Origin of the sequence: Halonotius sp. GCM10025705, assembly GCF_042662885.1 — an archaeon.
In the GTDB taxonomy this organism is placed as follows: Archaea; Halobacteriota; Halobacteria; order Halobacteriales; family Haloferacaceae; genus Halonotius; species Halonotius aquaticus.
On the sequence record NZ_JBHSZD010000001.1, the window covers coordinates 379,934 to 405,827 of the forward strand.

A 25,894-nucleotide genomic window follows, 5' to 3' on the forward strand; every position below is an offset into this window, starting at 1 on the left:
GCATCGTTATTTCTTGGGGTCGCCGCCGTTGGCGGTTGACTCTGCCCCTGTCTGTACCGTTGTCTCCGTTGCTGCGTCGGTTCGGGCCGGGTTTTCGGCCTCCTCGACGGGGATCTGGTGGGCTGACTCGGCAAAGCCCGCGCTCAGCACCCGTGTCAGTGCTTCCTCAACGCGTTCGCCTGTCTCTTCGATGCGATCTTCCTCGACCTCGATGACGTATCCCGTCGTAATGTTCGGCGCGGTCGGCAGAAAGAGGACGATCCGGCCGTCCTGTGTCTTTTTGCCGGTCTTGAACGCGGTCATCCGGATGCCGGGCCAGGTTTCAAGCCGGACGGGCTCTTGCAGGTCGTCGGTGCCGGAGAGTGCGGTTTCGACGGCAAGTTTCGTTGCGTTGTAGACGACCCGGAGCCCAGGCATCCGGTTGATCGCGCCGTCTAACGCCGACTCAAAGAGCCGGCCGGCGGTCGTTCGCATCAGATAGCCCACCGCGAGGATCAACGTGATAATGAGGAGGAGGGCAACGACGATCCGGGCCAGCGGCACGAGGCTCTCAGGGACGCCGAGACCGATAAAATCGAGGCTGCTGATCAGCGGGAGGCCGATAACTCGTTCGTAGAGATAGTTGAGCACAAACAGGAGAATGCCCAGCGGCAGCAGCACCACCAGTCCGCTGGCGACATCACGTTTCCACGAGGACATGTCCTATGGTTGGTGTGTGGATGCTTAGGTCATGTGGATCACCCCCTGTCGCCGAACCAGTGTCTCTTTAGGCCCGCCGCCGCCTCCCTCGGATATGGTAGTCGGGCTTGTTGTGACAGCGTTTTGGGCGATGCTGCCGGCCTATGTGCCAAACAACGCGGCGGTACTCGCCGGCGGCGGCCGCCCGATCGATGGCGGTCGAACCTGGGGCGATCGGCGGCTGCTCGGCGACGGCAAAACCTGGCGCGGCACTGCTGTCGGCACGCTCGTCGGGATCGTCCTCGCTGCCGGGCTCAACGTCGCTGCCGCACCGGTAGGGACGGCCCTCGGGGTCTCGCTGCCGACGTTTCCGCCGGCAGGGGCACTCGGCCTTGCAGCCGGCGCGATGGCCGGCGATATCGCAGCCTCCTTTCTCAAACGTCGGAGCGGCCGTGCCCGTGGGGCGGCGTTTCCTGGCCTCGATCAGCTTGATTTTGTGGTGGGTGCCCTCGTCGTTGCCTTCCTCCTCGCGCCCGGGTGGGCACAGGCGACGTTCACGCTCGGTGTGCTCACGGTCATCGTCGTCGTGACCCCGGTGTTGCACGTCGGTACCAACATCATCGCCTATCTGATCGGGGCGAAAAACGAGCCGTGGTAGTCGCCCTGCTATCGCGTAAACTGCACGCCTGAGTCCGTAATCGACTGCCGGAGAAAGCGGTGGTCAATGAGCCGATCCACCGCACCGGCTTTCGTCCGTATTTCGAGATGCTTGAACTCATATTCTCGCTGGATCGATCTGGCAAACCGGCAGGCGTGTCGATGCTCCTGCAGCGAGCAGAACATGAACTCGTCGGTCACCGGAGCAACGATCCAGGCCCGCTGTAACTGACTGTATGCGACCCGAAGGCGTTTGAATTGGTCGTTCCACAGGAGGCCGCCGACGCTGTGGTCGGTCTCCCAGACCAACGCACAGGGGTAGCGACTCGTCGACAGCTGTTTGCGGACGGCGCGTTCGGCCAGCCGCCGGTTCTCGTATGTTGACAACACTGTGGGGTCGGTCTCATCATCGCTGACAAACTCTCGGACGACGCTCTCTCGCCCGTCGGCAACGATCTCGATCGGGGGTTTGCTGGGCGGCACGCTGACCGCGCCGATCGCCCCGGTGCCCAGTATTGCGTCGTCCACGGCTTAGGATTCGTTACCCAGCCACGGTATAAAATTCCGTCCCAGCCCGTCGATACTGCCGGCTGTCGCTCATCAGTTGCCGTCGGCTATCTCCTTGTCGACTCTGCGGCCTCGGTCGCAACGAGACGCGTTTTCCCGGCGGTGATCGTCTCGTCGACGGCGACGAGCACATCCTCGCGGTCGTATCGCGGCGGCAACACCACGTCAGCCCGACTCCCGAAGGAGACATGACCGATTCGTTGGCCGCGAACAAGGTCGTCGCCAGCGGCAACGTAGGGGTGAATTCGGCGGGCGAACCAGCCGGCGATCAGCGCGATCTGGTAGTCGCCGCAGTCGATGACGACGCGCTCGTTGCGATCGGAATCCTTCGAAAACGCCGGTTTGTACGCCCCAGGGCGATGCTCGACCGATTCCACTGTGCCGGCGGCTGGCGCGCGGTTCACGTGGACATCGGTGACGTTCATGAAGATCCCAACGCGGATCCGGTCGTCCTCCTCGCGCAGCACTGATACTCGGCCATCGGCGGGAGCGACGATCCCCGAGTCGGGTAGCTGCCGGGGTGGATCTCGGTGAAACCATAGCACGCCGACGCCGAGGGCGAGAGCGACGCCCGCAAGCGGCGGGAACACGATGACGGCGACGACAGCAGCGACAAAACAGGTCGTGGCGTATCGCCACGCGCCGGATGCGACGGCGGTGGTGGGGAGTATCGGGAGCATGGTTAGGCCATCGCCCGAAGCTCAGTTCGGCCATCAGCCCACGCAGTCAGGAGATGCATGAGATGGAGCTTGTCGTCGAGGCCCTCGCTCAGTTCGTGATCAGCCGCGCCGGCGAGTTTGTGGAGGCGGGCAATCTCGTCGCTATCGAGGGCCGACTGTGAGCGGGCGACCCGCAGCAACTCGGTCAGGAGCGTCTTGCCGTCATAGCCGCCATCCGACAGCAGGTCATCCAGCGTCCCACGGGCATCGCTGAACTCGCCAGCCCGGGCGTCGGTCAGGGCGGCGGCGATCGCCTCGTCGTCGCCGATATCCCCAAGCGTTTCGTAGGCGGTTTGCATCGTCAGCTCGCCCTCCTGCTCGGCGGTCGTCTGGGCGGTCAGAATCGCCTCCCGGAGGTCGCCGTCGGCCGCGCTGGCGACGAATTCGAGCCCGTCGGTGTCGTACGCGATGTCTTCAGCGTCGCAGATGGTTGCAAGCCGGGCGATGATCTCGTCGGTCGTCGGCGTTCGCATCGGCACCGGGAAACACCGCGAGTGAATCGGCGCGATCAGCTTTGTCGGCTGGCGGGTCGTGAAGACAAACTGCGTCGTCCGGTGGTGTTGCTCCATCACCCGCCGCAGGGCCTGCTGGAAATCTTCTCGGATCGCCTCGGCGTTGTCCAGCAGGATCGTTTTGAAATCCCCCGAGACAGGGGCATGGCTCGCCGACTCGGTGAGCACGTGGTTGATCATATCGGCTTTCGCCATCCGACTTTTGCCGGCGAGAAACCCCTCGAATCGGGGATCGTTTTTGATCTCCTTTTTACTGCGACCGAAGAAGTCGGCGACGTTGAGTTCGATTAGATCGGCGTCGGGATCCTCGTGGACTGCCCGGGCCAGCGCGCGGGCGGCGGCTGTCTTGCCAACGCCTGGCGGTCCCTGCAGCAGGAGGTTCATCGGTTCGCCGACGGTTCGTTGCAGGCGATCGCGCACCTCCGGCTGTGGGAGGTCGGCCAGTTCGGGGGCGTAGGTGTCGATCCACAGCGGTGCGTCCATTGGCGACGCTGGGGGCCGGTGGCGTAAGAATCGGTCGGTTATTGGGTCGGGGTTGCTTGTCCTCGTCCAGCCGGTGGTCGCGTGGATCGGTGATCTGTCGGGGGTGAGAACCGTCACTCATTTTTGTCAATATCGCAGATGTCATCGTATGGAGATACCAGCAAACCGGCTTGGTGGCCTTGGTATCCTTGGGGTGATCGGCCTATGGACGAACGAGCCCGAACTGTACGCGCTGTTCGCGCTGTTTGCGTTGTTCGCCAGCAATCGGACGATTTCCCTTCCGGGTGGCGGTGACACCGCCTCAGCAGGTAGCTGATCGTCGCTCCGCCCCGCTTGCTCTCGGCTGGCGTTCCGAAGGGGTTTATCGCTCGGTGGTTGAGCCCCGCCCATGTCGTTACGCGTGACGTTTCTCGGAACCAGCGGGGCCGTGCCGACGACCCAGCGAGCCCCCAGTGCGATCATGGTCAACCGCGAGGGCGACCGCCTGCTGTTCGACTGCGGGGAGGGCACCCAGCGGCAGATGATGCGCCACGGCACCGGCTTTACCGTCTCAGATATCTTTGTCACGCATCTTCATGGCGACCACGTGCTTGGCATCCCTGGCCTCGTCCAAAGCTGGGACTTCAACGGCCGCAGCGAGCCACTGACGGTTCACTGTCCCCGTGGCACGTACAGCGATATCAACGACCTGCTTGGGGTCTGTGATCACTCGCCGTCCTTCCGGATCGATATCGACGAGGTCGCCGCCGGCGACGTCGCCCACGAAACCGACGAGTACGTGGTTCGGGCTGTCGAGACCGACCACCGCGTCACCTCCGTCGGCTACGCACTCATTGAAGCCGACCGGCCAGGCCGCTTCGACCGCCAGAAAGCCGAAGACGAGTTGGGAATCCCACCGGGGCCAAAATATGGCAAACTCCACAACGGCGAGTCGGTCGAACTTGACGACGGCCGGATGATCGACCCTGACGACGTCGTCGGCGACCCACGCCCCGGCCGCCGGGTTGTCTACACCGGCGATACTCGCCCGACGGCAGCCGTCGAATCGGTCGCTGCCGACGCTGATCTCTTGGTACACGATGCCACGTTTGCCGACGATCACGCCGCCCGCGCTCGCGAGACCAAACACGCGACCGGCCGGGAGGCCGGCGAACTCGCCGCGGCGGCCGGCGCAAAACGGCTTGCGCTGACGCATATCTCCTCACGATACGGGGCTGATCCGTCGCCGATCAAAGCCGATGCTGCCGACGCCTTCAACGGCGAGGTGTTCATCGCCAGCGACGGCCAGCAGATCGAGGTGCCGTTTCCTGATGCCGGCTCGAACGGGGAGTAATCGACCGCTGTGGATCGCTGTATACCCTCTCATGAGGGTTGTTCTCACAGTAGCCCTCCTGCAGCGGTTTTGCCGGTCGCTGTCAACGCTCAGATATGGGCATCAACCCAGCGATCAGCCTGCTGTTGGTCTCCGATGACCCCTCGTACCGTGAGGCCGTGGCCGACGCCGTCGATCACTGTCCGGATCTCACCCTGACAGCGACCGTCGTGCCGGACGACAGCCAGCCGGCCCGTGTTGCGGCTCCCGCTGACTGTGTGCTCATCGACGCCGACACCGACGGCCTCTCGCTGGCTGATTTCCGGGCAGCCCTCCGCACCCACCACCCCACACTGGCTGTCATCGTCGCCGCAGCCGAGTCGACGACACTGCCACCGTCGCTGTCGATCCATGCGCGTGTCGACACGGCTGACCCCGGCATCGTTCCCGAACTCGCCCGCGTTGTCACCACACCAAACTGCCGACAGGCGTCGCCGTCGGTGTCGGCTGAATAACAGTATTCCCGTTGGCGACGCCCCACCCGCCGTGGCCTATTTAGCGGTCGATGCCCTACCCCTGCTTGTGACCGTCCGGACAAACGCCATCGACGCGCCGGTGTTCGGCGTCGATATCCAAAGCGGCGATATCCGGGGCGACGCGCCAGCATATGCGTTGGTCGTCCTCGATGACGACGAGATCGAGCGCGATGTCGTTTCTTTCCGGAAGCTCTGCCGACTCATCGACGACGAGGAACCCGCACTCGTCGCTACCGACAACGCCTACGAACTCGCTGCCGACAAAAACGAACTCGTCGGTTTTGCGGTCGTTGCCGTCGGCAACGAAACTCGTCCAGGTGACCGGCGACGAACGCCCCGAACCGCTCTCGCGGGTGGCGTCGCGTCACGGCGTTCCCTACGACAAAAAGCCGATGGCCGAAGCCGAGGCCGCCGCACGGCTGGCGACCGCCAACGTCGGCTGTGAGGTTTCGGCGTTCACGGACACCACGACCGTCAAAGTCGCCCGCGGCCGCTCGACCGGTAGCGGCGGCTGGAGTCAGGATCGCTACACGCGGCGGATCCACGGCAACGTCAAGAAGGTCGCCCGCGAGGTCGAATCCAAACTCGACAGCGCGAACCTCGACTACACGCAGGACGTAACCGAGAAGTACGGCGGCTACTCGAATGCGATTTTCACCGTCGAAGCGACGCCGGACGAACTCCCTGTCTCTACGCATCGCGCCGGCGACACCCGGATCGAGATTGAACGCGAGCAGCGCGATGGGATCAGCTACGAACCGCTCGTCAAGCGGCGCGACCGCGTGATCGTCGGCATCGATCCCGGCACAACGACCGCCGCCGCCGTCGTCTCGCTGGACGGCCGCGTGTTGGCAACGTTTTCGAGTCGGACGGCCGACACCGCAACCGTCACCGAGTGGCTGATCGAACAGGGCCGGCCGCTGATTGTCGCCGCCGACGTGACGTCGATCCCCCAGACCGTCGAAGAGTTCCGCCGGAGTTTCGAAGCGACCGCGTGGACGCCCGAGAGCGATCTGCCAGTCGATGAAAAGCTCCACCGCACCCGCGATCACGAGTACGACAACGATCACGAACGCGACGCCATGGCGGCTGCCCTCTACGCCTACGATGACCGCGAGGATCAGTTCGACCGTATAAGCGACAAGACGCCGCCGCAGTTCGACCGCGAGGAGGTCATCGCCCACGTCGTCGCCAACGAATCCTCTGTCGAGGCCGCACTGGCGGAGCTTTCGGACGAAGACGACGGCGACGATGAGGAGTCGACGCACGAACCGCGGGAACTCACAACCGAAGAACAGCGCATCAAAGACCTCGAAGCGCAGGTCGATCGGTTGCAGTCCCACAACGAGGAGCTACAGGCCGAACTCGCCGATCGGGAGGAGACGATCGAAGAATACGAGGAGGAACTCTCCGAGGCCAAACGCGAGGAACGCCGGGAGGCCCGCGAGCGCCGGGCCGTCTCGCGGCTCAAACGCGAAACCGACCGGCTGGAGCGCGAACGCGACGAGGCACAGGAACGCGCCGACGACCTCGAAGCCAAACTCGACCGGCTCAAGGAACTCTGGAAGCTGGATCACTCGGATGCCGCTGTCACCGGCGATCGAAATCTTGTGTCGGTAAAAATAGTCGAACAGTTTACCAATCGCGCCCTCGACGACGCCGAAGACGAGGTCGGCCTCACGAGCGGCGATATCATCTACTTCCGCGATGCCTCGGGAGCCGGCCGGAGCACGGCCGAGCGCGTCGCCGAGATCGAGCCGCGGGTTGTTCTCCGTGGCGGCGGACTCTCGGATGCCGCCGACGAGGTGCTGTTCGAGGCCGGAATCCCGGTCGGCCCAGCCGACGACGTGTCGATACAGGAGATCGACGAGTTGGCCGTTGTCGACGACGAAGAGATCGAAACCGTCATCGACGACTGGGAGGAGCGCGCCGAAGCGCGCGAACGCGAACAGAAAGCCAGCATGGTCGACGAACTCATTAGCGAACACCGGGCGGATACGAAGGGTAGCTGACCCGATTCATAGCTATCCTGTCACTAACGGTTATACGAGTACACACAGTACCAATAGGTGATGTCAATCGACCGGGAAACGTTCGAATCGTCGAGCGAGCAGGAGCTGACAGAGTTGTCAGCGACAGACCGCGTCCTCGGCTTCCTTGCGGTCAACAGCGACAGCGCGTTCACGACCCGGGAGATCGCTCGGCGAGTCGAGGTGGACGACGACGCGGTAAGTACCGCGCTCAGTGAGCTACAGGATCGGGAGCTCGTCGAACACAAAGGCCCGTACTGGGCGGCCACCACCGATGAACAGCGGCGGGCAACCTACGACGGCTACGCACGTGCGACGGCCGTATTCAACAGCCAGTTCGGCGAGGAAGACCGTGATGCGTGGGCAGCGCGTGCGCCCGACGAGCCGCATCCGAGCACAGGTGAGGACGACGCGTGACAGCGAGCGATCCGGTCTACGAACCCGGTGATGTCGTTTACGGCGATGACCCCTACAAGGGAAGCGAGGCTGCCCGCCCGTGGCTCATTCTTTCCAATCACGAGGGCCAGCCGTTTCACGGCGAACAGTATATCGCGCTCTCACTGACAACGCAAACGTGGATGGACGGACTCATCGAAATCGACGCCGACGCGTGGCTTCACGGTGGCACTCCCGATGACAGCCGGCTCATCCCGTGGGCCGTCCAATCGATCGATCACGACGATATCGACTACTGGCAGGGCCGGGTCGCCGCCGACGTTGTGGCCGCGGGCACTGACGCCTTGATCGAGTATTTGCGCTCGTAACGTCGTCAGCCGCCGGCCGTATTCAGAAGTCATTTTACACCGCTGACCCGACGGGCGTGCATGGACGCCTACGAGTTGATCACCCGGAACGCCGCCGAGGTGGTCACCGAGGAGGAACTGAGGAGTTGGCCGACGACCCCGAGGGCAAGCGCGCGTATGTCGGCTACGAACCCTCCGGCGTTCTCCACATCGGCCACATGCTGACGGCCACCAAACTGATCGATCTGCAGGAAGCCGGCTTCGATGTGACCGTTCTCTTGGCCGACGTGCACGCCTATCTCAACGACAAGGGCACCTTCGCGGAAATCCGGGAGACGGCCGACCGGATGCAAGAGCAGTTCATCGCCTACGGCCTCGACGAGAGCCAAACCGAGTTCGTCCTTGGCTCGGAGTTCCAACTCGACGAGGAGTACACCCTCGATCTCCACGCCGCTGAACTCGAAACGACGCTCTCGCGGGCCAAACGCGCGATGGCCGAGATCGCCCGCGGCGACCACGCCAAAGTCTCCCAGATGGTCTACCCGCTCATGCAGGCCCTCGATATCGAATACCTCGATGTCGATCTCGCCGTCGGCGGCCTCGACCAGCGGAAAGTCCACATGCTGGCCCGCGAGACGCTGCCGGAACTCGACTACGATGTGCGGCCCGCCCTGCACACGCCGATCATCGCTGACCTCGACAGCGGCGTCGGCAAGATGGCCTCTAGCTCGGGTGTGACGATCTCGATGGAGGACAGCGAAGACGACATTGAGGCAAAAATCAACGACGCTTACTGCCCGCCGACGGCCGATCCTGACCCCGATGGCGACGGAAACGAACGGGAGAACCCAGTCCTCCAGTTGTTCCAGTATCACGTCTTCCCCCGAGTCGACAGCGTTGTCGTTGAACGGCCGGAGCAGTACGGTGGCGACCTCGAATACGACGATTACGAGACGCTGGAAGCCGACCTCGAATCCGGTGAGCTCCACCCGATGGATGCGAAATCTGCGCTGGCCGCGGAACTCAACGCGCTCATCGAACCCGGTCGCCAGCAACTGAACGCCTAATCCCCGCCGCCGCGACGCTCCCTCACAGCCGATACTTTTTGTCGGATACCGAGACCACGCAGCGCAATGCGTTTCTCCGACAGTCGCGGCCAGTCCCTGCAGATCGGCGCGATCCTCCTGTTCGGCTTCCTCCTGATCGCGCTGACGACCGCCCAAGCACAGCTCGTTCCGGCGGATATCAGCCGCGCGGAACTCGATCACAGCCAGCGAGTGGCCGATCAGCTGGTCGGCCTTGAGACAGGGGTTTTCGAGACCAGCGTGACCGGCCGCCCGCAGCCGACGACGCTCGATCTCGGGGCCGAGTACGACGACCGGCTGCTGTTCGTCTATCCGCCACCCCGAGCCGGCACGCTCCGTACGACTGACCCGGCGACGCTCAGCATCGATAACGCCGAAGCCGTCGGCGACGACGAAGCGTTTGACACCTACTGGAACGGGACGACACGAAGCTACGCGACACGGGCGATCACCTACGAGCCAGCCTACCGGGAACTCGACGCCGCGCCGCGCTACCGGCTTGAACACGGCGTACTCGCTGCCCGGTACGACTCGAACAGCCGAATCGAGATCGCAGCAAACCGCCAACCGGTCGTTGACGAGACAGCGATCACGCTGACCGTTATTGACGGCGAGTTGACGGCGGCGGGCGTCGCTACCGAATCCGTCGTTCCCGACCGCGTCACCGACTCGACGACGATCGACATCGAAGCCAGCGGTGCTCCGATCCGCCTGCGGCTTCCGACCAACCTATCCGCCGAGACGTGGCGCGAAACAATCCTCGACGGACAGTCGACTGTCGACTCAGTTTCCGTCGCTGGCGACGTTGCGATCATCACCCTCGACAGCTCAGAAACCTACGAGCTGACGGTTCACAAGATCGATATCGGGACGAACGCTACCGAGCCGTCGCCGACCTACCTCCGAAACGCCACCGCTGACACTGATTGGCCGTTCCCAGTCGACGTGCGGAACCGGTACAACGATCGCATCGCCGACGCGACGACGGTCTGGGTCTACAACGACAGCAACTATGACAGCCCGGAGACATCGTTCACAGTACCGGATGGCTCCGATCCAGCGGTCACCGGCGATATCTGTTATACGCTGACAAAAGGGGTGGTCGATGACGACGCCCCTGAAACCGTCGAATCGACGGCTGGCGGGTGTGCGTAGCCCTCGGCTGTAATCCCACGATTTTTACACACGTGCATCCCAACGCTCGCGTATGAGCGACAACGAGGGGCGACGTGACCTCCGTATGCCCGACGACGGGGAGGTCTTCGCCGAGGTAACCGACATGCTCGGTGCCAACCGCGTGACCGTTCGCTGTGCCGACGGTGTCGAGCGCACGGCCCGCATCCCGGGCCGGATGCAGAAACGCGTCTGGATCCGCGAAGATGACCTCGTCATCGTCGATCCGTGGGACTGGCAGGACGAGAAAGCCGACATCGTCCACCGCTACGAGCAAAGCGAGGCCGATCAGCTCCGCAACGAAGGCCATATTCAGTAGCACTGTCGTACTGATCCGACCGGCGATACTTTTCCCGCTGCCGCGTGTAGTCATCCGTAATGACAGATGAGTACGGACTGCTCGATACCGATCCCGAGGCCGCTATCGGCGACGAGTGGGAGGAAATCGACGTTACCGACACCGAGGCCGACCGGATCGCCCGCGAGCGCGACCGGGAGTTCGAGCAGTTCGAAGAGCAAATTAAGGACGCCGAGCAGTTCAAAGTCGAGCAGTCGGTCTTCGACGATGCGACCTTCGGCGCGCTGTACAAACTCGTCGCAGACGGCCACATCGATGCCTTCGGCGACCGATCTCGACCGGCAAAGAGGCCAATGTCTACGAGGCCCTCGGTGCTGACGACACCGAGGTCGCCGTCAAGATCTTTCGGATCAACGCCTCCCCGTTCCAGCAGATGCGGACGTATCTGGAGGGCGATCCGCGCTTCGAGGGGATCGGCAACGACAAGAAACAGGTCGTCCTCGCGTGGGTGCGCAAGGAGTTCGCCAATCTCCGCCGCGCTCGGGAGGCCGGCGTCCGCGTCCCCAATCCGATCGCCGTCGAGCGCAACGTCCTCGTGATGGAATTGGTCGGGCTGGTCGAGGATCGCGCCCGTCGGCTCGCTGAGGTCAACGTTGAAAACCCCGAAACAGCCTACGAGGTCGTCCGCGAGTATATGCGCCGACTCCACACGGCGGGGCTGATCCACGGCGACCTCTCGGAGTACAACATGATTATCCACGACGGCGAACTCGTGATCATCGATCTCGGGCAGGCCGTCACCATCCATCACCCAAACGCCGGCGACCTGCTTCGCCGGGATTGTGAAAACGTCGCCGCCTTCTTCAGCCGGCAAGGGCTGGAGACCTCGGGCGACGACCTCTTCGAGTACATCGCCGGTGACGACGATCGAGTCCGGTGGTGAGCCCTATGTGTGGCCTCGCGTGGGCCGAGGAACACGCTTAAACAGATCCGCGGGGTAGCAACCGTATGCAACACGTCAAAGTCCCGCAGGATCGGATCGGCGTCCTCATCGGCGAGGGTGGCGAGATGATGCGGGAGATCGAATCCCGGGCGGAGGTGCGGCTGGATATCGACTCCGAGTCCGGCTCGGTCGCCATCGAATCCGTTGGCGATCCGGTGACCGCGCTTGTCGCCCCGGATATCGTCAAGGCGATCGGTCGGGGCTTCAAGCCTGAAACCGCGTTGTCGCTGCTGGATGGCGATATGCGACGCTTCGAGCTGATCGATCTCTCCGAGCAGACCCGCAACGACAACGACCTTCGCCGCCAGAAAGGCCGAATCATCGGCGAGGATGGCCGTACACGGGAGCTTATGGAAGAGCTATCGGGTGCCGATGTCGTCATCTACGGCTCGACGGTCGGGATTATCGGCGAATCTGAGGAGGTTGAGGCGGTTCGGCGGGCGGTCGGGATGATTCTCGATGGCTCACCTCACGGCGCGGTCTACTCGTTCCTTGAGGAGAAACACCGCGAGTTGACACGCGGCCCGGATCTCGCCTGATCGGCGGCGTCAGGTCGATTCGTCTTCGTTTGTGTCGCCGCTGTCGCTGTCCGTTTTCTGTTCGGCTTCGCTCTCTGTCGTCTCGGCGTTGACAGCAGCCGGTGTCTCTGCGTCTTCAGCCGAATCCTCACGGCTCTCGTCAGCGTCGACCGTGCTTCCGCCGCTCTCGACACCCGGTTCCGGTGGAACCGCCGCATCAGCGGGATCAGCCTCGCGTGTCTCGTTAGCCCCTTCGGCGGTTGCGTTGTCAGCGACCGCGGTGTCGTCTGTGTCGCCACCAGCCGCGCTGTCGGTCGCTTCGTCGGCGGCGTTGCCGGCTGTGGCCTCGGTGTCGGCCTCGGTCACAGCGGTCGCGTCGTCGTCGCGGGCGGGCCAGTCGATCGTTCGTTCTTCGTCGCTGATCTCGTTGAGTGCGGCTTCAAATCCTGGTCGTGTGAGCCGCATCTCCTCGACGACTGCCGGTCGCCCCTCATTGCGGGCATGAACGTGGGCCCGCACGGCCTCGGTCGCCGCGGTTCGACAGAGCGCCGCCACCTCCGCGCCGACGAAGCCCTCGGTCGCTGCTGCCAACGCGTCGAGGTCGACATCGCCGGCGACCGGCCGGTCGCGCGTGTGGATCGACAGAATCTCGCGTCTGGCCGCTTCGTCGGGTTCCTCGACCGCGATCTGCTCTTCGATTCGGCCCGCCCGGGTGAGGGCGTCATCGAGGAGTTCCGGTCGATTTGTCGCGGCGATCACGACCACCTCTTCGAGTGCTTCCAGCCCATCGAGTTCGGTCAGCAGTTGACTGACGACGCGCTCGCTGACCTGGGAGTCGCTGCCGCTGCCGCGCTGGGCCGCGATGGCGTCGATCTCATCGAAGAAGACGACTGTCGGGGCGTTCTCCCGTGCCTTCGCAAAGATCTCCCGGACGCCTTTCTCGGATTCGCCAACATACTTGTCGAACAGTTCCGGGCCTTTCACCGAGATGAAATTGGAGTCGGCCTCGTTGGCAACGGCCTTCGCCAGCAATGTCTTGCCGGTGCCGGGTGGCCCATGGAGGAGAATGCCGGTCGGCGACTGGAGGTCGACCTGTTGGTAGGCCTCGGGATAGGCGAGTGGCCACTGGATCGCTTCCTGAAGTCTGGTTTTGGTCTCTGTGAGGCCGCCGACATCGTCCCAGGTCACATCCGGGGCTTCGACGAAGACCTCTCGGAGTGCCGATGGCTCAACCTCCCGGAGGGCTCGCCGGAAGTCCGCCGCGGTTACGGCCAACTGTTCGAGCGTCTCGGCGTCGATCGTCTCCGCCTCAAGATCGAGTGTTGGCCGCACACGCCGGAGGGCGTTCATTCCGGCTTCCCGCACGACGCTTTCGAGATCCGCGCCGACGAAGCCATGCGTGTTGCTGGCGTAGCTGTCGAGATCGATATCGTCAGCCAGCGGCATCTCACGGGTGTGAATTCGGAGGATCTCCCCGCGCCCGTTGGCATCTGGCGCGCCGACCTCGATCTCTCGGTCGAAGCGGCCGCCACGCCGGAGGGCGGGGTCGACGGCGTCGATGCGGTTTGTGGTGCCGATGACGGTGATCTGGCCGTGATCGCCCAGCCCGTCCATCAGCGAGAGAAGTTGGGCGACCACGCGGTGTTCGACGCTGCCCTCGGTGTCGCCACGTTTCGGTGCGATCGAATCGATCTCGTCGATGAAGACGATCGCGGGCTCCTCGCTTTCAGCGGTCTCAAAGACCTCCCGCAGTCGCTCCTCGCTTTCGCCGTAGTATTTGGACATGATCTCCGGCCCGGAGATGGTCTGGAAATCCGCGTCGATCTCGTTGGCGACGGCCTTCGCGATGAGGGTCTTGCCTGTCCCGGGTGGGCCGTGCAACAACACGCCCTGTGGCGGTTCGATCCCAAGCGCCTGAAACAGCTCGGGGTGGCGCATCGGCAACTCGATCATCTCCCGTACCGCATCGAGTTCGGCAGCGAGGCCGCCAACGTCCTCGTAGGTGATCCCCGGCGGATCGGCGTCGGCTGGCTCCGTCTCCTCGTCGTCGCGATCGGTCGGCTCCTCGACGATGTCGATGGTCGTTGAGTCGGTGACGACGACGGTGCCGCCGGGCTCGCTGCCGACGATCTTCACCGGGATCCGGCGGTTCGAACTCCCGTTCAGCGAGCGAAAGCCCATCGTCACCGATACCGTTTTGCCGGGGCTGACCGCCCGATTGGCGAGTTTGTCGTGGATGTAGGCGGCGATATCGCCCTGTATTCGCAGTCCTTCGGGGATGACAACCGCCAGTCGGGCGGCTGGCTCCACATCGGCCGAGGAGACCTCGACGAGTTGGTCGATGCGGGTGCCGAGGGTTTTCCGGGTTTGGCCGTCGATGCCGATGATCCCCCGCTGTCGATCCCGGTTTTGGCTGAGTCGCGCCCGGAGAACGGCCGTCCGATTCCCGTGGCTGATCGTGACAAAATCGCCGTTGTTGACCCCGAGTGTCGCCATCGACTCGCGGTCGATCGTTGCGATCCCGTTGCCCGGAGTCTCCCTGTCAAGTGGTTTGACGCGTAGTTTCATCGGTTGGAACCGCCATCCTGTCGCGTTCGTCCCGGCGCGACACGACGGCCACGTGTATGAGAGCCCTACGCCGACCCGCGTCAAATAGGTGGGTGCTTGCTGCCCCGCCTGCGCTCTGTCGGTGTCACCACTGGCCTCCGCCAGCACTGACCGGCGGGAGCCGTGGCCGCTCGATGCAGTATATAAAACACGTGGTTGGTAGTGACTCACATGCTTGAATTTGTCAGACAGCGCGCCGCTCAGTACTCCTATACGAAGGGTTTATATAGAATCACAAACAATCCGGAGGTGACTATGTCTCAACAACAGCGGATGGGTAACCAGCCGATGATCGTCCTCTCGGAGGACAGCCAGCGCACCTCCGGGAAAGACGCCCAGTCGATGAACATCACCGCCGGGAAGGCGGTCGCCGAGTCCGTACGCACCACACTCGGACCGAAGGGCATGGACAAGATGCTCGTCGACTCCGGTGGCTCGGTCGTCGTCACCAATGACGGCGTCACGATCCTCAAGGAGATGGACATCGACCACCCGGCAGCCAACATGATCGTCGAGGTCAGCGAGACCCAGGAAAACGAGGTTGGCGACGGCACCACCTCCGCTGTCGTCGTTGCGGGTGAACTCCTCGATCAGGCCGAAGAGCTGATCGACTCCGAGATTCACGCGACGACGATCGCCCAGGGGTACCGAGAGGCCGCCGAGAAGGCCAAAGACATCCTCGAAACCGAGGCCATCGAGGTCTCGGCGGACGACCGCGACACCCTCGTCGAGATCGCCACCACGGCGATGACCGGCAAGGGCGCGGAAGGCGCGAAAGATCACCTCGCCGAACTCGTCGTCGACGCCGTGCTGGCTGTCGAGGACGATGACGGGATCGACCTCGACAACGTCGACGTCGAGACCGTCGTCGGCGGCTCCATCGACGAGTCCGAACTCGTCGAGGGCGTCATCGTCGACAAAGAGCGCGTCGACGAGAACATGCCGTACTTCGCCGAGGACGCTTCGATTGCGCTGTTCGACGGTGCCTTCGAGGTCAAAGAGACCGAGATCGACGCCGAGGTCAACGTCACCGATCCCTCACAGCTTCAGGAGTTCCTCGACCAGGAAGAGGAACAGCTCAAGGAGATGGTCGATCAGCTCGCCGATGCCGGTGTCGACGTGGTCTTTGTCGGCGACGGCATCGACGACATGGCCCAGCATTACCTCGCTCAGGAGGGCATCATCGCCGCCCGCCGCGCGAAGAACTCCGACCTCAAAGCACTCGCTCGCGCAACTGGCGGTCGCGTCGTCTCCAACCTTGATGACCTGACCGAGGACGACCTCGGCTTCGCCGGCAGCGTCACCCAGAAGGACATCGGTGGCGACGAGCGGCTCTTCGTCGAGGACGTTGAGGACGCCAAAAGCGTCACCCTCGTCGTTCGCGGCAGCACTGACCACGTCGTCGACGAGGTCGAACGCGCAATCGAGGACTCCTCGGTGTCGTTCGCGCCACGCTCGAAGACGGCAAGGTGCTCCCCGGTGGCGGCGCGCCCGAAACCGAACTCGCACTCCAGCTTCGTGACTTCGCCGACTCCGTCGGGGGCCGCGAACAGCTGGCTGTTGAGGCATTCGCCGACGCACTGGAAGTCATCCCGCGTACGCTCGCCGAGAACGCCGGGCTGGACTCGATTGACTCCCTCGTCTCGCTGCGCTCCCAGCACGACGGCGGCGACTTCACCGCCGGGCTGGACGCCTACTCGGGCAACGTGATCGACATGGAGAACGAGGGCGTCGTCGAGCCGCTTCGAGTCAAAACGCAGGCGATCGAATCCGCAACCGAAGCCGCTGTGATGATCCTCCGCATCGACGATGTCATCGCCGCTGGCGACCTCTCCGGTGGTCAGGTCGGCGACGACGACGATGACGACCAGACATGCCCGCCGGCGGCGGTATGGGCGGCGGCATGGGTGGCATGGGCGGTATGGGTGGCATGGGCGGCGCAATGTGAAGTAGGCTCTAAGCCAACCTCACACCCCTATTGACCTGACCGCTGCACCGGCTTCGAATCGACTGCGTTGCGACTGCGGCCATTCTCGTTTTTATTTGAGTCGCTTACTGACGGTAGTGCCTACTCTACTCGGCGAAGCAGTATCCGACGCTCTCGCGTACTACTGCAACAACGTTGAGGCGATGCATGAGACCGAAGCTGTCGGGCGATGTTCTGAGATCAAATGCGAAATCCGTCCGATTCCGCGATGTGGCTCGCTAACCCTTAGGGCGCGGCAGTGCCGGTCTCGTTCTCCGAGGCGGCGAACGGAAGGTCGATTTCGAGGCCGTCATACGCCAAGACGGGTTGTTTCGCTTGGCCCGGACTCCCGCTCTCGAAGTCGATCACGCCGATCTCGCTGAGTTTGGAGAGATTCTGATGCACCTGCTTGTAGTCCCGGTCGACAAGCGTGGCGGTCTCCCGGATACTCTCGGGGTCGTGTTCTGAGATAATTTCCAATAGCTCCAGATTCGTCGGGCGGAGGAGTTGACTCAGTTCGGTGTACGACCCGAAATTCAATACCGGCTGTGCATCCGCAAGCTCTGCACCCTCCTGGGCGGCTTTGATTCGCTCGCGCGTGCGCTGATCGAGTCGGTCGCGTTCGCCGACGGTAACTTTGAGTGTTGGCATGGTGTGATCCTCCCGACAGCGTCCTACATCGGCCAATCCCACGAGACGGGCGATAGCGCTTCGACCTCTCGGGTAAATCGGTCATAGAGCGTCAACATTCCCGGGAAGTCGATGCGTTCGACCTCCCCGTCGGCGTGGTGTTCGTGGCCCTTCGTCCGTTCGTGGGCGTTGTCGTATCGAAGGGCTGTCTCGCCGCCGACCGTCCCAAGATGGAGGCTGTAATCCCATCCACTCGGGTATGTTTGATCGTCCGTCTGTCGGATGGTCACCGACACAACGTAGCCGGCCTCGACAGCCTGCCAGTCTTCGATGGTGACGTAGGACGCCATCCGTTGCTCTATGTTATCATCCACATATGCATAAGCATATGGGGGAAACAACATAGAATCGTGATGCCGCTATTCGCCCAGCCACTCGGTAGAACGACGCCCTCGGATCACCGTTTTGATATACGCCGACCCATTGCCTCTGGGTATGGACGACGTTAGCGACCAGTATTCGCCCGCCGACGTGGAGGCGGCGGCCGAAGCCCACTGGGACGAACACGACGCCTACGAGGCGACCAAGGCGGCCCACGCCGACGACCCGACCTTCTTTTTCGTCGATGGCCCGCCGTACACCTCCGGGCAGATGCACCTCGGCACCGCATGGAACAAGACGCTCAAAGACGCCGTGATCCGCCAAAAGCGGATGACCGGCCACCAGGTCACCGACCGGCCGGGCTACGACATGCACGGCCTCCCGATCGAGGTCAAAGTCGAAGAAGAACTCGGCTTCGAGAGCAAGCAGGACATCGAAGAGTACGGGATGGAGGCGTTCATCGAGGAGTGCAAGGAGTTCGCCGAGACCAACCGCGTGGCGATGGACGACGATTTCCAATCCATCGGCGCGTGGTTCGACTGGGATAACCCCTACAAGACAATTTCACCCGAATACATGGAGGCCGCGTGGTACGGCTTCAAGCAGGTCGCCGACCGCGGCCTCGTCGAGCAGGGCAAACGCTCGATCTCCCAATGTCCGCGCTGTGAAACCGGGATCGCCAACAACGAGGTCGAGTACGACCAGGTCGAAGACCCCTCGATCTACGTCAAATTCCCGCTGGCCGACCGCGAAGGCAGTCTCGTCATCTGGACGACGACGCCGTGGACAATTCCGGCAAACACCTTCGTCGGCGTCGGCGAGAAGCTGACCTACCAGAAAGTCCGCGCGACGAAAGCCGGCGAGGAAGACGTGCTCTACATCGCCGCCGAGTGTGTTGACGATGTCCTCGGCAAGGGCCGGTACGACGACTACGAGATCGAAGCCGAACTCGACGGCGCCGAACTCGTCGGCTGGGCGTACGACCACCCGCTGGCTGAGGAAGTCCCCGATTACCCGAGTTTCGAGGGCGCGGGCGAGGTTTACACCGCCGACTTCGTCGAGGCCGACCGCACCGGGCTCGTCCACTCCGCGCCGGGCCACGGTGAGGAGGACTTCCACCGCGGCCAAGAGTTGGGTCTCGATATCTTCTGCCCCGTCGCCGGCGACGGCACCTACACCGACGAGGGCGGCAAGTACGCGGGCCAGTTCGTCCGCGACGCCAACGACGAGATCACCGCTGATCTCGACGCCAACGGCGCGCTGCTGGCCGAGGAAACCTACACCCACTCCTACGGCCACTGTTGGCGCTGTGACACCGACATCATCCAACTCGCTACCGACCAGTGGTTCATCTCGATCACCGACATCAAGGACGAACTGCTGGACAATATCGAGGAGGCTGAGTGGCACCCGCAGTGGGCCCGCGACAACCGATTCCGGGACTTCATCGAGAACGCCCCTGACTGGAACGTCTCCCGACAGCGGTACTGGGGGATTCCGATCCCGATCTGGGTACCCGAAGACGCCGGGGGCGGCGACGCCACCCTCGACGAGGAGATGATCGTCATCGGTACGCGCGAGGAACTCGCCGACCGCGCTGACCAAGATATCGACCCCGACGAGATCGACCTCCACCGCCCGACTGTCGACGACATCACGATCACCGAGGGCGGCACGACCTACCGGCGGATCGAGGACGTCTTCGACGTGTGGCTGGACTCCTCGGTGGCGACGTGGGGCACGCTGGGCTATCCGACTGAGACGGAGGCCTTCGACGACCTCTGGCCCGCCGACCTCATTATCGAGGCCCACGACCAGACGCGCGGGTGGTTCTGGTCGCAACTCGGCATGGGGACGACCGCCTTCGGCGAAAGCCCATACAAGGAAGTGCTCATGCACGGGTTCGCCAACGACAAACACGGCCGCAAGATGTCGAAATCCGTCGGCAACATCGTCACGCCGGAGGAAGCCATCGAGCGCGCCGGCCGCGACCCGCTCCGGGCCTACCTGCTGAGCCACGACCAGCAGGGCGTCGATCTCTCCTTCGACTGGGACGGCCTCGGCAGCATGGTCGGGACGCTCAACATCTGCTGGAATGTCTTCCGGTTCCCGCTCACGTACATGGATCTCGACGGCTACGACCCGGCCGAGCCCGACCTCAGCGAAGGCGAGCTAACCACGGTTGACGAGTGGGTGCTCTCACGACTGCAATCCGTCATCGACGAGGCAACGGAAGCGTGGGCCGACTACCGCATCGACGACGCGCTCAACACGGTGCTGGATTTCGTCACCGAAGACGTTTCGCGGTTCTACATCAAAGCGACCCGCGAGCGAATGTGGGAGGAAGGCGACTCGCCCACGAAACTCGGCGCGTACGCCACGCTGTCGACGGTCATCAACGCCGTCATCCGCCTGCTCGCGCCGGTCACGCCGTACATGGCCGAGGAGATGTACCAGACTATCGACGGCAGCGCGACAACCGTTCACGCCCTCGATTGGCCCGAGGTCGACGACGACCTCCGTGCTCCACAGCTGGAAACCGACATGGCCGTCCTCCGCGACGTGGAGGAGGCCGCGGCCAACGCCCGCCAGCGCGGCGGTCGCAAGCTCCGGTGGCCCGTTTCTCGGGTCGTCGTCGAAACCGACGACGAGGACATCGCTGGCGCGGTCGAGAACCTCGCTGACCTGCTCGGCGAGCGCGTCAACACTCGCGCTATCGACGTTGTCTCCGAGTTCGACGAACTGGTCGAGTACGCTGACCCACAGATGGGTGAGATTGGCCCAGCCTTCGGCGGCGACGCCCAAGACGTGATGAACGCCGTCGAGGGGGCGACCCGCGACGAAGTCGAAGCCGGAATCGACGTCAACGGCGAGGAGATCGAACTCGACGACGAGATGGTCGAATACCGCAAGGAGCCGCCGGAACACGTCACCGGCACCGACTTCGAGGGCGGGACGGTCTATGTCGATACGACGCTGACCGACGACCTCGAAGCCGAGGGCTACGCCCGCGACGTGATCCGCCGGATTCAGGAGATGCGCAAGGAACTCGATCTCGATGTCGAAGCCGAGATCAGTGTCGGCCTCGCCGTCGCCGACGACCGCGTTGCCGGCTTTGTCGACGAGCACCGCGGCCTCATCAGCGAGGAAGTTCGGGCCGCCGAACTGACTGACGCGCCGAGCGAGGACGCCGACCGGCTGGATACGTGGGAGATCGAGGACACCGAGGTCGAAATCGGCGTCTCGGTTGTCGCAGAACAGACCGCCTAATTCCGGCTACACTTGGTTACTGCTCGGCGCAGATGTCGACGAAGTTCCGAAGGATCCGCAGGCCGGTCTCGCCGCTTTTCTCTGGGTGAAACTGCGTGCCGAAGATCGTGCCGTCCTCGTTGGCGATCACGGATGGGAACTCGACGCCGTAGTCCGTGCTGGCGACGACCGCGTACTCGTCGTCGGGGGCGGCGTAATAGGAGTGGACGAAGTAGGCATATTCCCCGTCGACGGATCCATCGGATCCGTCTGCATGCGGGGTCTCCGACCCCGCTCTGTCGACGCCGTCAACGATGGGATGATCGCGCTGGACATCGAGTTCGTTCCAGCCCATATGTGGCACCTTCCGGTCGACATCGAACCGGACGTTGGTGCCGGGAATGAAGTTCAGGCCCTCGACCTCGCCCTCGCCGGCGTGTTCGGCCTCCTCGCTTGAGCCGAGTAGCATTTGCATCCCGAGACAGATCCCGAAGATAGGCTGACCACGGTCGGCGGCATCGGCGAGTGCATCCCGATAAGGCCCAGCGTTGTCCATCCCCTCGCGGAACGCCCCGACGCCAGGGAGGACGATGCCGTCAGCGTCGGCGAAGCTTGCGGGGTCGTCGGTGATCGTCACGCCCGCGTTCGCACGTTCAAGCCCGCGGGTGACGCTCCGGAGGTTGCCAAGCCCGTAGTCGACGACGACGACCTCGGCGGCTGTCGTCTGTGGTGTCGCGTTCATACCGACTCTCTGTGGGCGACCGTCAAGGCCCTTTCCGTTGGCTCAATTGTTCGCTTGTAACGCCGCTCGGGAGCTGGTCGGTGGTCGTCGAAAACAGTCTGCGGTGGGTGTTACTCTTCGTCGACGTCGAGTTCGAACTGTTCGTTTTCGCAGGCCGCGTTGAGCACGACACTCGTGTTCGATTCCCGGATGTCCACGTCGGTCAGCAGTTCCTTGATCTGGTCGTTCATCCCATCGGTATCCTGGAACTTGCCGATGGCAACGATGTCGTAGTCGCCGGTGACCTCATAGACGCTGACCATCTGTTTTTCCTGCCGCAGGCGCTCGGCGACCGTCTGGAGCGCGCTCCCCTCGACTTTGAGGTTGATAATGGCGGTCACATCGTAGCCAAGGTTGTCGTAGTCGACGATCGGCGTATAGCCGTTGACAACCCCTTCGGCTTCGAGATCGCGGAGGTGATTTGAGACGGTCGTTACCGAGACATCAAGCTGCTCGCCAAGACTGCGCAGACTTGCTCGACCGTTGCCAAGTAATGCATTGATCAACTTCGCATCCAAGTTTTCGTACGTCATACAACCTACCGACGGACTGGGGGGATTATAATTTTACGAATATCCAATTTCTGAGTTTGAGCGGTGTAATTGCCATAAGCGGTAAGACCTTTATACTGGCACCAAATGGTCTACTCGTCCGGAATATGACTGAAAAGAACGTTGCCACAGACGGCGGATTGACTGAAGAAGAACAAGAAGTCATCGATGAAATTGACGATGAGGGAATCGACTTCCTTCGCCTCCAGTTTACTGATATCCTCGGCACGGTCAAAAACGTGTCAGTGCCGGCCGATCAGGCCGAGAAGGCCTTCACTGAGGGCATCTACTTCGATGGCTCCTCGATCAACGGCTTTGTCCGGATTCAGGAGTCCGACATGCGGCTCAAACCCGACCCCGACACGTTCGCCATTCTCCCATGGCGCAACGACGAGGAAAGCGGGGCGGCCCGACTCATCTGTGATGTGATCAACACCTCGACCGGCGAGCCCTTCGAGGGTGACCCACGCTATGTGCTCCAGGAGGCCATCGACAAAGCCGAGGAACACGGCTTCGATGTCAACATGGCCCCCGAGCCGGAGTTCTTCCTGTTTAAGACCGACGACGACGGCTATGCGACCACGGAGTTCGCCGACCACGGCGGTTACTTCGATCTCGCCCCGAAGGATCTCCAAAGCGACGTGCGCCGAGAGATCATCTTCACGCTCGAAGAGATGGGCTTCGAGATCGAGGCCAGCCACCACGAGGTCGCTCAGGGCCAATACGAGATCAACTTCGAGTACGACGACGCACTCACGACCGCCGACAACGTCGCCACCTTCCGCTTTGTCGTTCGTGCGGTCGCCGCCCAACACGACCTCCACGCAACGTTCATGCCGAAACCGGTGCCGAAGATCAACGGCTCGGGCATGCACACGCACATGTCGTTGTTCAAAGACGGCGAGAACGCCTTCCACGGCGAGGGCGACTTCGATCTCAGCGAGACCGCCCTGTCCTTCCTCGGTGGGATTCTCGACCACGCCCCGGCGATCACCGCGGTCACCAACCCGACCGTGAACTCCTACAAACGCCTCGTCCCCGGCTACGAGGCCCCTGTCTACGTCGCGTGGTCGGATCGGAACCGCTCGGCGCTCATCCGGAAGCCGGCGGCCCGCGAGCCAGTCGCCACGCGTATTGAGGCCCGATTCCCTGATCCGTCCTGTAACCCGTACCTCGGCTTCGCGTCGCTGCTCAACGCCGGGATCGACGGCATCGAGCGCGATATCGACGCGCCGGATCCGATCCGCGAGAACATCTACGAGTTCGACGAGGACAAGATTGAGGAGTACGGCATTGAGACGCTGCCGAAGAACCTCGGCGACGCCGTCGACGCGCTTGAAGCTGATGACGTGATCCTTGGCGGCCTCGGCGACCACGTTGCCGAGAAGTTCGTCGAAGCCAAACGCGAGGAGTTCACCGACTACCTCGTCAGCGTCTCCGAGTGGGAGATCGACCGCTACCTCGAGAAGTTCTAAGCGGCCACCCGCGTCACGCTCTTTTTTGCCGCCACGATTCGGCCAGCGGTAGCCCCAGAATAATCGCCACACCGACCGCGCTGCCGACGGCTGCACCGATCAAGCCAAACAATCCCTCGTAGGCACCGATCCACAGCCCGCCGGCGACACCCAGGCCACCAGCCGCAATCGGCACCGAGACTGCCGGCCCCGAGATCAGTCGTTCGCCATACTGGTACCACACGCCGCCACCGCCGACTGCGGTGCCGACGCCGATCATCCCATGTCGCAGTTCCTCGGCGTGGCCGCCCTGCCATGCGACCACGACGCCGACAACGGCGGCGACACCGGCCAGCAGGAAGCCACGATCGACTCGCCAGCGATCACCGTCGCGGACAACCCATATCCCCCCGGCGACCAGTCCCGCACCGAGGGCCATCCCGGCAAGCACGTCTCGGGGGTAATGCACCTGCAAGACAAGCCGTGAGAGGCTGATCAGGCCGATCGCCCCGCCGGCAAGGAGATACCGCCATCGCCGACGCCCAACGGTCAGCAACAGCCCGAGACTGCCGTAGACCGCAGTCGCTCCGGTGGCGTGGCCGCTCGGGAAGCTAAAGCCACCGGAGTCAAGTTCGCCGGCGACGAAGCCAGAGAGCGTTCCCGGGAGGCCGGCTGGATCGATCGGCATCGCTGCGGGCCGGGGGATCGCGGTGTAGCTTTTCGCCGCCAGGACGACCGTCAAGGCGAGCGTGGCGATGGCGATCCCTGTGGCTGCGGCCGGCCGGGTGGTCTCGTCAATCCGCGGCCCGATCCAATAGCCCAGCGCGAGGCCGACAAAGAGTACCCACGCATCGCCAAGCAGCGTCACGAACGCGAAGGCAGTCACGGCGAGTTCGGTTGGTGTCACCAGCAGCGCGGCTGTCCCCATATGTTAGTGGCTCGTTTGAGGCCCATCCGGTAGTGGCTGTCGAACGTCTCTCAGGATTCCATACAAGCCAACTGATTTACCCCACACGAGCGTAGTCGCCCACAATGCGCCGACCCGCGCCGGCCACTATGGCGACATCAGTTGGACTGGTTGCACCCAATCGTCCCCAACACACCGCTATCGTCGACGCCGCCGTCGCTGGCGCGGAGCGCGACTGATGGCCCACCAATCGATGGCTGATCGACCGGCCCACGAGCTGCTTTCCGCGCTCGGCAAGCGATCGCTCCGTCCGGGCGGAAAACAGCTAACGCTCGACTTACTCACCGCACTGGCGATCACCGACACCGACGATGTCGTTGAGTTTGCGCCCGGAACCGGCTACACCGCCCAATACACCCTCGATCGAAACCCACAGTCCTACACCGCCGTTGAGTTGGATCGTGACGCCGCAGCAGCCCTGCGGCAACAGTTTGGCGACGGCTGTGAGATTCGCGTCGGGAATGCCGGCAACACCGACTTGGCTGCCCAGTCGGCGGATGTGGTCTACGGTGAAGCCATGCTGACGCTGCAACCCGACGACGGGAAAGCTGAGATCCTCGCTGAGGCCGCTCGGCTCTTGCGTCCGGGTGGCCGGTACGGCATTCACGAACTCGGCCTTGTGCCCGACGATATCCCCGAGGAAACAAAGACCGCGATCTACGACGACCTCGCCGAGGTAACTCGCGTGAACTCACGTCCACTCACCGAATCGGAGTGGATTGACCGGCTCGAAGCCGCGGGCTTCGATGTGACCTGGATCGACAGCGCACCGATGGCGTTGCTGTCCCCGCGGCGAGTCATTGCGGATGAGGGGCTGCTGCGAACGCTGAAATTCGGATACAATGTGCTCACAACCCCGGCGGCACGCCGCCGGCTCAGCGCGATGCGGTCGGTGCTTGCGAAATACGACGAGCAGTTGACTGCTGTCGCTGTCGTCGCCGAGAAGCAGTAGCGACGCGCTGTGGCTTCGCCAGCAGCGACTCCCCGACCGCCG

22 protein-coding genes and 4 pseudogenes are annotated in these 25,894 nt (G+C 63.2%); 16 read left to right on the forward strand and 10 right to left on the reverse strand.

What is annotated here, in order from left to right; genetic code table 11:
* Positions 1-6: 6 nt before the first annotated feature.
* On the reverse strand, positions 7-699 hold the full coding sequence (locus tag ACFQJB_RS02150) for a DUF502 domain-containing protein (RefSeq protein WP_379723412.1): 693 nt from the start codon (positions 697-699) through the stop codon (positions 7-9).
* A 94-nt stretch (positions 700-793) separates the two neighbouring features.
* Here ACFQJB_RS02150 and ACFQJB_RS02155 point away from each other — a divergent pair, with 94 nt between their 5' ends.
* Entirely contained in the window at positions 794-1,336 is a 543-nt protein-coding gene (locus ACFQJB_RS02155; RefSeq protein WP_379723415.1) for a CDP-2,3-bis-(O-geranylgeranyl)-sn-glycerol synthase, read from the forward strand.
* 8 nt (positions 1,337-1,344) lie between these two features.
* On the opposite strand, the gene ACFQJB_RS02160 is transcribed toward ACFQJB_RS02155, so the two are convergent.
* From ACFQJB_RS02160 to ACFQJB_RS02170, 3 genes are all read right to left on the reverse strand, one after another.
* Positions 1,345-1,863 (reverse strand): hypothetical protein, encoded by a 519-nt coding sequence (locus tag ACFQJB_RS02160; RefSeq protein WP_379723418.1) that lies wholly within the window; start codon positions 1,861-1,863, stop codon positions 1,345-1,347.
* An 86-nt stretch (positions 1,864-1,949) separates the two neighbouring features.
* Positions 1,950-2,582 carry a protein sorting system archaetidylserine decarboxylase gene (locus tag ACFQJB_RS02165; protein ID WP_379723421.1) on the reverse strand — a complete coding sequence of 211 codons (633 nt, stop codon included), beginning with the start codon at positions 2,580-2,582 and terminating at the stop codon, positions 1,950-1,952.
* A 2-nt stretch (positions 2,583-2,584) separates the two neighbouring features.
* Positions 2,585-3,616, reverse strand: a complete 1,032-nt coding sequence (locus ACFQJB_RS02170; protein ID WP_379723424.1) for an AAA family ATPase — start codon at positions 3,614-3,616, stop codon at positions 2,585-2,587.
* A 148-nt stretch (positions 3,617-3,764) separates the two neighbouring features.
* On the opposite strand from ACFQJB_RS02170, the gene ACFQJB_RS02175 reads away from it, so the two are divergent.
* The 11 genes and pseudogenes from ACFQJB_RS02175 to ACFQJB_RS02225 all read left to right on the forward strand — a co-directional run bounded on the left by ACFQJB_RS02175 (position 3,765) and on the right by ACFQJB_RS02225 (position 12,335).
* Positions 3,765-3,932 carry a hypothetical protein gene (locus ACFQJB_RS02175; protein WP_379723427.1) on the forward strand — a complete coding sequence of 56 codons (168 nt, stop codon included), beginning with the start codon at positions 3,765-3,767 and terminating at the stop codon, positions 3,930-3,932.
* 72 nt (positions 3,933-4,004) lie between these two features.
* On the forward strand, positions 4,005-4,949 hold the full coding sequence (rnz, locus tag ACFQJB_RS02180; RefSeq protein ID WP_379723430.1) for a ribonuclease Z: 945 nt from the start codon (positions 4,005-4,007) through the stop codon (positions 4,947-4,949).
* Positions 4,950-5,044: 95 nt separating this feature from the next.
* Positions 5,045-5,443 (forward strand): hypothetical protein, encoded by a 399-nt coding sequence (locus ACFQJB_RS02185; RefSeq protein WP_379723433.1) that lies wholly within the window; start codon positions 5,045-5,047, stop codon positions 5,441-5,443.
* A 67-nt stretch (positions 5,444-5,510) separates the two neighbouring features.
* Positions 5,511-7,476 (forward strand): annotated as a pseudogene (locus ACFQJB_RS02190) (DUF460 domain-containing protein).
* A 60-nt stretch (positions 7,477-7,536) separates the two neighbouring features.
* Positions 7,537-7,911 carry a MarR family transcriptional regulator gene (locus tag ACFQJB_RS02195; RefSeq protein WP_379723436.1) on the forward strand — a complete coding sequence of 125 codons (375 nt, stop codon included), beginning with the start codon at positions 7,537-7,539 and terminating at the stop codon, positions 7,909-7,911.
* Complete coding sequence (locus tag ACFQJB_RS02200; RefSeq protein WP_379723439.1) at positions 7,908-8,258, forward strand: type II toxin-antitoxin system PemK/MazF family toxin; 351 nt, start codon at positions 7,908-7,910, stop codon at positions 8,256-8,258. Before ACFQJB_RS02195 ends, ACFQJB_RS02200 begins: the two co-directional genes overlap by 4 nt.
* A gap of 60 nt (positions 8,259-8,318) precedes the next feature.
* Positions 8,319-9,304 (forward strand): annotated as a pseudogene (locus ACFQJB_RS02205) (tyrosine--tRNA ligase).
* Between the two features lie 66 nt (positions 9,305-9,370).
* Positions 9,371-10,477, forward strand: a complete 1,107-nt coding sequence (locus ACFQJB_RS02210) for a hypothetical protein (RefSeq protein WP_379723441.1) — start codon at positions 9,371-9,373, stop codon at positions 10,475-10,477.
* A gap of 52 nt (positions 10,478-10,529) precedes the next feature.
* A complete protein-coding gene (gene eif1A, locus ACFQJB_RS02215; protein ID WP_120102610.1) occupies positions 10,530-10,814 on the forward strand; it encodes a translation initiation factor eIF-1A in 285 nt (94 codons plus the stop codon).
* Positions 10,815-10,873: 59 nt separating this feature from the next.
* Positions 10,874-11,736, forward strand: a pseudogene (rio1, locus tag ACFQJB_RS02220) (serine/threonine-protein kinase Rio1).
* 65 nt (positions 11,737-11,801) lie between these two features.
* Positions 11,802-12,335 (forward strand): KH domain-containing protein, encoded by a 534-nt coding sequence (locus tag ACFQJB_RS02225; RefSeq protein WP_120102608.1) that lies wholly within the window; start codon positions 11,802-11,804, stop codon positions 12,333-12,335.
* A 9-nt stretch (positions 12,336-12,344) separates the two neighbouring features.
* Here ACFQJB_RS02225 and ACFQJB_RS02230 read toward each other — a convergent pair whose 3' ends face one another.
* A complete protein-coding gene (locus ACFQJB_RS02230) occupies positions 12,345-14,882 on the reverse strand; it encodes a CDC48 family AAA ATPase (RefSeq protein WP_379723445.1) in 2,538 nt (845 codons plus the stop codon).
* Positions 14,883-15,209: 327 nt separating this feature from the next.
* Between ACFQJB_RS02230 and thsA the strand changes: the two are divergent.
* Positions 15,210-16,869: pseudogene (thsA, locus tag ACFQJB_RS02235) on the forward strand (thermosome subunit alpha).
* A 264-nt stretch (positions 16,870-17,133) separates the two neighbouring features.
* Here thsA and ACFQJB_RS02240 read toward each other — a convergent pair.
* A complete protein-coding gene (locus ACFQJB_RS02240; protein ID WP_379723448.1) occupies positions 17,134-17,538 on the reverse strand; it encodes a transcriptional regulator in 405 nt (134 codons plus the stop codon).
* A 23-nt stretch (positions 17,539-17,561) separates the two neighbouring features.
* Positions 17,562-17,867, reverse strand: coding sequence for a toxin-antitoxin system TumE family protein (locus ACFQJB_RS02245; protein WP_379723451.1), 306 nt, complete (start codon positions 17,865-17,867; stop codon positions 17,562-17,564).
* A 145-nt stretch (positions 17,868-18,012) separates the two neighbouring features.
* Between ACFQJB_RS02245 and ileS the strand changes: the two genes are divergently transcribed.
* A complete protein-coding gene (ileS, locus tag ACFQJB_RS02250) occupies positions 18,013-21,168 on the forward strand; it encodes an isoleucine--tRNA ligase (RefSeq protein ID WP_379723454.1) in 3,156 nt (1,051 codons plus the stop codon).
* A 16-nt stretch (positions 21,169-21,184) separates the two neighbouring features.
* On the opposite strand, the gene hisH is transcribed toward ileS, so the two are convergent.
* Together hisH and lrp are read right to left on the reverse strand one after the other, a co-directional pair.
* Positions 21,185-21,889 carry an imidazole glycerol phosphate synthase subunit HisH gene (gene hisH, locus ACFQJB_RS02255; protein WP_379723457.1) on the reverse strand — a complete coding sequence of 235 codons (705 nt, stop codon included), beginning with the start codon at positions 21,887-21,889 and terminating at the stop codon, positions 21,185-21,187.
* Between the two features lie 110 nt (positions 21,890-21,999).
* Positions 22,000-22,461, reverse strand: a complete 462-nt coding sequence (gene lrp / locus ACFQJB_RS02260; protein ID WP_379723460.1) for an HTH-type transcriptional regulator Lrp — start codon at positions 22,459-22,461, stop codon at positions 22,000-22,002.
* Positions 22,462-22,586: 125 nt separating this feature from the next.
* Between lrp and glnA the strand changes: the two genes are divergently transcribed.
* Complete coding sequence (gene glnA / locus ACFQJB_RS02265) at positions 22,587-23,954, forward strand: type I glutamate--ammonia ligase (RefSeq protein ID WP_379723463.1); 1,368 nt, start codon at positions 22,587-22,589, stop codon at positions 23,952-23,954.
* Positions 23,955-23,967: 13 nt separating this feature from the next.
* Here the strand turns inward: glnA and ACFQJB_RS02270 are convergent, their stop codons facing one another.
* A complete protein-coding gene (locus tag ACFQJB_RS02270; protein WP_379723466.1) occupies positions 23,968-24,861 on the reverse strand; it encodes a phosphatase PAP2 family protein in 894 nt (297 codons plus the stop codon).
* A gap of 217 nt (positions 24,862-25,078) precedes the next feature.
* On the opposite strand from ACFQJB_RS02270, the gene ACFQJB_RS02275 reads away from it, so the two are divergent.
* Positions 25,079-25,852: a class I SAM-dependent methyltransferase gene (locus ACFQJB_RS02275; RefSeq protein WP_379723469.1), complete on the forward strand. Its 774-nt coding sequence runs from the start codon at positions 25,079-25,081 to the stop codon at positions 25,850-25,852.
* Positions 25,853-25,894 lie beyond the last annotated feature (42 nt).

Bases quoted from the DNA above. Each gene is read 5' to 3' on its own strand.
- ileS (WP_379723454.1), top strand. From the start codon at position 18,013: ATGGACGACGTTAGCGACCAGTATTCGCCCGCCGACGTGGAGGCGGCG.
- ACFQJB_RS02210 (WP_379723441.1), top strand. From the start codon at position 9,371: ATGCGTTTCTCCGACAGTCGCGGCCAGTCCCTGCAGATCGGCGCGATC.
- lrp (WP_379723460.1), bottom strand. From the start codon at position 22,461: ATGACGTACGAAAACTTGGATGCGAAGTTGATCAATGCATTACTTGGC.
- ACFQJB_RS02245 (WP_379723451.1), bottom strand. From the start codon at position 17,867: ATGGCGTCCTACGTCACCATCGAAGACTGGCAGGCTGTCGAGGCCGGC.
- glnA (WP_379723463.1), top strand. From the start codon at position 22,587: ATGACTGAAAAGAACGTTGCCACAGACGGCGGATTGACTGAAGAAGAA.
- eif1A (WP_120102610.1), top strand. From the start codon at position 10,530: ATGAGCGACAACGAGGGGCGACGTGACCTCCGTATGCCCGACGACGGG.
- ACFQJB_RS02195 (WP_379723436.1), top strand. From the start codon at position 7,537: ATGTCAATCGACCGGGAAACGTTCGAATCGTCGAGCGAGCAGGAGCTG.
- ACFQJB_RS02165 (WP_379723421.1), bottom strand. From the start codon at position 2,582: ATGCTCCCGATACTCCCCACCACCGCCGTCGCATCCGGCGCGTGGCGA.
- rnz (WP_379723430.1), top strand. From the start codon at position 4,005: ATGTCGTTACGCGTGACGTTTCTCGGAACCAGCGGGGCCGTGCCGACG.
- ACFQJB_RS02275 (WP_379723469.1), top strand. From the start codon at position 25,079: ATGGCCCACCAATCGATGGCTGATCGACCGGCCCACGAGCTGCTTTCC.
- ACFQJB_RS02270 (WP_379723466.1), bottom strand. From the start codon at position 24,861: ATGGGGACAGCCGCGCTGCTGGTGACACCAACCGAACTCGCCGTGACT.
- ACFQJB_RS02175 (WP_379723427.1), top strand. From the start codon at position 3,765: ATGGAGATACCAGCAAACCGGCTTGGTGGCCTTGGTATCCTTGGGGTG.
- hisH (WP_379723457.1), bottom strand. From the start codon at position 21,889: ATGAACGCGACACCACAGACGACAGCCGCCGAGGTCGTCGTCGTCGAC.
- ACFQJB_RS02230 (WP_379723445.1), bottom strand. From the start codon at position 14,882: ATGAAACTACGCGTCAAACCACTTGACAGGGAGACTCCGGGCAACGGG.
- ACFQJB_RS02155 (WP_379723415.1), top strand. From the start codon at position 794: ATGGTAGTCGGGCTTGTTGTGACAGCGTTTTGGGCGATGCTGCCGGCC.
- ACFQJB_RS02170 (WP_379723424.1), bottom strand. From the start codon at position 3,616: ATGGACGCACCGCTGTGGATCGACACCTACGCCCCCGAACTGGCCGAC.
- ACFQJB_RS02150 (WP_379723412.1), bottom strand. From the start codon at position 699: ATGTCCTCGTGGAAACGTGATGTCGCCAGCGGACTGGTGGTGCTGCTG.
- ACFQJB_RS02185 (WP_379723433.1), top strand. From the start codon at position 5,045: ATGGGCATCAACCCAGCGATCAGCCTGCTGTTGGTCTCCGATGACCCC.
- ACFQJB_RS02240 (WP_379723448.1), bottom strand. From the start codon at position 17,538: ATGCCAACACTCAAAGTTACCGTCGGCGAACGCGACCGACTCGATCAG.
- ACFQJB_RS02225 (WP_120102608.1), top strand. From the start codon at position 11,802: ATGCAACACGTCAAAGTCCCGCAGGATCGGATCGGCGTCCTCATCGGC.